Annotated in this window: 6 protein-coding genes; 3 read left to right on the forward strand and 3 right to left on the reverse strand. The window is 59.0% G+C overall.

From position 1 onward, the window contains the following. Nucleotides 1–317 (forward strand): transposase (locus C4U03_RS39525; RefSeq protein WP_200827797.1); only part of this gene is annotated, 317 nt, incomplete at its 5' end. A gap of 248 nt (nucleotides 318–565) precedes the next feature. On the opposite strand, the gene C4U03_RS39530 is transcribed toward C4U03_RS39525, so the two are convergent. The 3 genes from C4U03_RS39530 to C4U03_RS39545 form a co-directional block, all read right to left on the reverse strand. Beyond that, complete coding sequence (locus C4U03_RS39530; protein WP_103945001.1) at nucleotides 566–1,036, reverse strand: NUDIX hydrolase; 471 nt, start codon at nucleotides 1,034–1,036, stop codon at nucleotides 566–568. Nucleotides 1,037–1,040: 4 nt separating this feature from the next. Further along, a complete protein-coding gene (locus tag C4U03_RS39535) occupies nucleotides 1,041–1,283 on the reverse strand; it encodes a hypothetical protein (protein ID WP_103945003.1) in 243 nt (80 codons plus the stop codon). Between the two features lie 936 nt (nucleotides 1,284–2,219). Then, nucleotides 2,220–3,515 carry a radical SAM protein gene (locus C4U03_RS39545; protein ID WP_103945007.1) on the reverse strand — a complete coding sequence of 432 codons (1,296 nt, stop codon included), beginning with the start codon at nucleotides 3,513–3,515 and terminating at the stop codon, nucleotides 2,220–2,222. Nucleotides 3,516–4,678: 1,163 nt separating this feature from the next. Here C4U03_RS39545 and C4U03_RS41580 point away from each other — a divergent pair. Together C4U03_RS41580 and C4U03_RS41585 are read left to right on the forward strand one after the other, a co-directional pair. Continuing rightward, nucleotides 4,679–4,834, forward strand: coding sequence for a hypothetical protein (locus C4U03_RS41580; RefSeq protein WP_200827799.1), 156 nt, complete (start codon nucleotides 4,679–4,681; stop codon nucleotides 4,832–4,834). Then, nucleotides 4,831–5,283 carry a tyrosine-type recombinase/integrase gene (locus tag C4U03_RS41585; RefSeq protein WP_235018412.1) on the forward strand — a complete coding sequence of 151 codons (453 nt, stop codon included), beginning with the start codon at nucleotides 4,831–4,833 and terminating at the stop codon, nucleotides 5,281–5,283. Before C4U03_RS41580 ends, C4U03_RS41585 begins: the two co-directional genes overlap by 4 nt. Nucleotides 5,284–5,290 lie beyond the last annotated feature (7 nt).

Below are 5,290 nucleotides of genomic sequence, written 5' to 3' on the forward strand. Positions count from 1 at the left end.
GGGGCGACCGCTATCCGGCGATCATCCGGCTATGGCGGGACGCCTGGCCCTCCTTCATTCCGTTCCTGGCGTTCCCGGCCGAGATCCGCAAGATCGTCTACACCACCAACGCGATCGAGAGCCTGAACGCCCGGTTCCGCCAGGCCACCCGCCGACGCGGGCACTTCCCCACCGAGCAGGCCGCGCTCAAGGTCCTCTACCTGGTCATCCGCCAGCCGCTGAAGAACCGGCCGAACGTGACCGGCAGGACGCCCGGCTGGAAGGCCGCGCTGAACGCCCTGTCGCTGCACTACGGTGACCGCATCACCGTGAACTGAAAGCTGATCACCGCCTCACCCACAGACTTTCAGACAGTCCCATCGGAACGGCCTCTGAGCTGGGTGGGCGATACTGGGTTCGAACCAGTGACCTCTTCGTCCCGAACTCTCGGCGCACCCCAGGCCGGATGCCGCCCGTCCTGGTAGGGCGTGTGGTGGCGGGTGGGTGCGGGTGCTGTTGTGCGGGTGTGTTGCTGTACTTCTGTGCTGTACGCCAGCAGTCGCAAAACGCCCGGTAGGCGGTCGGTTCAGCCGAGGTACGGGGCCGTCCGGTTCTCCTGGTAGTGCTTCAGCCTGAGTCGCTGGGTGTGGTGCATGGGCAGCTCGTCCAGCTCTCCCGGCGGTACCCATCGGACCTCAAGGGACTCGTCACTGATCTGTAGCTCGCCGCCGACGAGGCGGGCGAGGAAGCACACGTTGAACTGCCGGCGGACCTCGCCGTCCGAGTAGGCGATGATGTGGCGCGGGTCGGTGTACGTGCCCACCAGGCCGATGACCTCGATGTCGTACCCGGTCTCCTCCTTGACCTCCCGGACGGCCGTCCCCGGTAGAGAGTCGGCCATCTCCATCGCCCCGCCCGGCAGCGCCCACAGACCGGAGTCGGCCCGGCGCTGCATCAGGATCTCGCCGCGCTCGTTGGCGACCACGGCGGACGCGGCGACCACGAGCGAGTTGGGCTTGGGCGCGTCGGGGTCGTCGTAGTACTCGGTGCGGGCCACTGCCTCACTCCTCGTTCGCCGGACGGGACAGTTCCCACACTGCCTCGAAGCTCTCGGCGTACACGTCGAACATCCGGCTCTCCGGGGCACGGCGGATGTGCCACAGGGGCGCCCCGTAGGCGTTCATGCCGAACACGTGCGTGTTGACGAGCATCTGATCATCGCCGCGATAGATCGAGTTGCAGAGCGTCGTGGCGTGCAGGTGGACACTGACGCCCGGCAGGCCGATCAGAGGCTTGTAGTGCATGAGCGCGACCCGGCACCGCGACTCGATGCCGTGCCCGTACTTCTCCTCCTGGCCGCGCTCCGCGACGGCCGGTGCGTCGGCGTCGCCCAGGTGGTTCTCGTTCTTTCGTGCATGATCGCGAGGTCATGTGCCCTCGATGTGCCCTGCTGTCAGCTCCCTGAGGAATCTTCGAGGAGCGCCCAGTGACACCCACGTGGCTGAGGGACTTGTTGCTTGGGAGAAGAACTCGCTGTCCGCGGTCCTCGCAGCCTGATTCAGCGCGGGCAACATCTCCGCGTTGATGATCGGGACATGGTGGCCGTCCCGGCGCAGCAGGTACAGGGTCTGGCCGGTTACCCAGTCGCCGCTTCGCCAGAGGCCAACGACTTGAACACGGTTGTCGGGCTGCACAGAGGAGGTGACGATCATGAAGTGGAACGGGCCATCCTGACTGCGAGATCCGATGGCGTACACCTTGCAGCACTCGTTGCAGATTTTGTCGTACGAAGCTATCTCGCTTTTAATGGCCACTGGCCGGATCGGCCATCTCGACTACCTCTACCATAGCGCATGCCTCGGTGGTGCAGCGTTTCCGTGAGGAGTTGTTTCCGGAGATCGAGGTGAAGGCTGCAGACAGTAGTTTGAGGAGTGGAAAGTGCCACTGACGAGCAGCGCGGGCAGTTATGAAGACCCCTTCTCATGATGTATATCGCGGTTTGCAGTAAACAAAATCTTTTGGGCAGATAATATAATGGCCTGGGCAGTTAACTGCTTGCTCTGCCTGAGGGGTCGCCTCAAGGTGTGTAACCACCTCTCGGAAAACTCCAGCCATCACATCGCGGATGACTTTCTCTGTCCATTCATTATATACGCAACACTCGACTTCATTACTCATTTGCCACCCTTTCAAGCTTAGCAAATAGTGGCCATGGCAGTCGTCCGGTGGGTGACCATCACCTAGTCGATCTTCGATCCCGCATTGCAGCCGGAACATGCTGCACGAGTCAGTACTGCAAAGTCATAGCCTTGCCTGCTCGGGCTAAATAGGTTCCGATTATCCTCGTAGTTTTCGGCGAAACAGCCACCATGATAATCTTTAGCTATTCCGAGTATCTCACATTCGGATCGCACGTGCTTGCAGCTTACCAGCTCCATCCGATTCCTTAGATGCGTCAGTCCATGGCGCGTGTCTCCCAATTTTGAGAGAAGACTCTTATTGTCCAATGCCAAGATCTTTGCACAGGGGGATATCTCCCCATCAATGCTAACGGTCATGCTGCTATTGCCGGCTCGACAGCCAAATGATGCCCCGCTCTCAATATCGTCGAATTCTGGAATGCGCAGAGTTTCATGCGATTCCATATTGATATACCATTCGAATACCTTGCGAAGTTGTCTACTATAGATATTCATGTCGTCGTGTCCCCATTTTACTCCACTCGCGTGGCCGATAAGAAACTCGTTAACTCCGATCTCGTGAAGATGTACGACATCTTCATATAGCTGCGACGCATTTGTGGGCATTACCGTCAACTTTGCGGCAATCCAGGGCATTTGCTCCTTAAGCGTATGCAGGCCCTTGAGTACACGATCAAATGTACCTTGGCCTCGTTTATCCACTCGGTACTTGTTATGGGTGGTCTTGCTCCCGTCGAGACTTAGAAGTACATCGATCTTGTGATCTGCAAAGTATCCAACAATGCGTTCATTAAGCAGAACGCCATTGGTGGTTATATTGAAGTTTACGGACTTTCCAAGCTCCGCCGCCCGATCCTCAGCGTACTCTGTCGCATATTGAATGGCGGGGAAGTTGAGAGTCGGCTCACCGCCAAAGTGAGTTATGGTGACGGACGGCCTATCCCCAGAGTATGAAAAGAGGAGATCTACTGCAGATTTTGCCACCTCCAATGGCATTTTCTTGTGGCCCAACATCTCTTTTTCAAAGCAATACGTGCAGGCTAGATTGCAGCCTTCCGTCAGAATTAGTTCAAGACTTATAATTGGAGGAAACAGCTTCTGATTCAAGTTCAGGACAGCCTCATAAATGAGGTGTGACGCGTCTTGAGGAGAAAGGCTGTACCGCGACTGCAGATCGACCTCCAGTGCGTCTGTATCGGGATTATCCTGTAGCAGGCAATTCGAAATGTCGCTGGCAATCCTTCCTGTGTGCGCGATCCCTGAAATGTGTCGTGATGAGGATGTTGACGATTCACCGATGATCGGCCACGGCAAATCCTGTGATCCGTTCTTCATTGTTAAACCCCTTATTTCTGTGACTTTGGGATTTTACCTACGAAGCTGCCCCTTGTACGTCCTTGTATCCCCCGTTACAATTCACGAACATTTCCGGGCATTTTACGTACAGGTCGGGGCAGTTGACTGTTTGTTCTTGCTGGGTGCTTACTTGGAGTGTATCTGATACCTGCTGGAAAACGGCGGACATTACATCGGTAACCACTTTCTGCAACTCCTCCGCCACCTGCAACCTCCTTCAATTTATTTAGTTTCTATACTCTTTTGTGCAATGCACAAAATCTTTAGGACAGTATTGGTACACCTCTGGACAATGGGTCGCGAGTTCTAGTTGCTGCTGGGTACTTGCTTGAAGTGTGTCCGATACCTGTTGGAAGATGCCAGCTACTATCTCGGCAATTCTTCCCTGTAGCTGTTCGTCCGGCACCTTATCGCCTTACCTTCTTAATCCTTCGTGCGTGACTGGCTGCTCTTGCTGGCGAAATCTTCCCAATGCCTGTTATTATTCTCTCTGCTGCTCATGCGAAACGCCGCCTCTACATTCTTTGCTCACTTATGGGGTTCAATAGTCCGGTCAGTGCCTATGATCTGGGAGGTTGCGGCTCCGAACGCCGCGACTCTCGGGCAGGTTCTGTCAAGGGTCGAAGATCGCCTAGCGACGCCGTAGGCGCCCTTGGCAGGTTCTGGCCGACGCGGACAATGGTGCAGCGGGGGCGACCACCCGCACATGCGCGCCCCAGGGAACCCTGCGGCTACGACTGTCCGGGCTGGAGCCGGCAGCACGGGTGACCGCCTCAGTCCAATATCAAGGAAGCCGCCCACCCACCAGGCCGCCACACTTCGTCCGCACGGCGGCCCTGCGACTACCCGCTATCCACGCCAGCCGACCGGCTTTCCAACCCGTCTCGAGCGTGAGCGCCAGCGGGAGTCGAGGGCGGGCGCCGAGGCGGCGGCGCGTGCGGCCCAGCGTTAGCGGCCCGCCTTGAACCGGCAGCGCTGCTGCGCCAAGGGTGACTGCTGCTAGCAGTACGCCTCCGAGCGCACCATCCGGGACGCCTGGACGGTTCTCCGTAGCGCGCTGTCGGGTGCCGTCCGGGAGGAACTGATCTCCAAGAACGTTGCGGGCCTGGTGCGGCTGCCGAAGCCGCGCAAGCGCGTGGTCGGTGGACGAGGCGCGCAAGTTCCTGGAGTCGGCCCGCAATGACGGTGACCCGATGTACGCCGCGTACGTCCTGATCCTCATCCTGGGTCTGCGCAAGGTGAAGTCCTCGGCCTGCCCTGGAACGCCGTGGACTTCGACGGGGGAGAGATCGACGTGACGTGGCAGCTCCAGCGCGTCCGGCGGGAACTGCTGCACCGCGAGACCAAGATCGAAGCCTCGGACGCGACCCTCCCGCTGTCTGACATCTGCCTGACGGCGCTACGGCTGCGGCGCAAGCGCCGGGACCAGAGCAGAGAGGCGGCTGGTAAGGACTGGACGGATACCGGGCTGATCTTCACGACCCGTACCGGCCAACCGATCAACCCGCACAACTTCAACCGCAGCTTCGACCAGCGATGCGCCAAGGCGGGCGTCCGCAAGATCACCGTCCATGACACCCGGCACACCTGCGCGACGCTCCTCGCCGCGCTGGACGTCCATCCCCGCGTCGCCATGCGCGTCCTGCGCCATGCGCAGATCGCCGTCACCATGGAGGTCTACACCGAGGTCTCCGACGCCAAGACCCTCAAGGCGCTCAAGCGCCTCGGCAAGCAGTTCGACCTGTAGACGGCGG

It is taken from the genome of Thermomonospora echinospora, assembly GCF_900108175.1.
Taxonomy (GTDB): Bacteria; Actinomycetota; Actinomycetes; order Streptosporangiales; family Streptosporangiaceae; genus Thermomonospora; species Thermomonospora echinospora.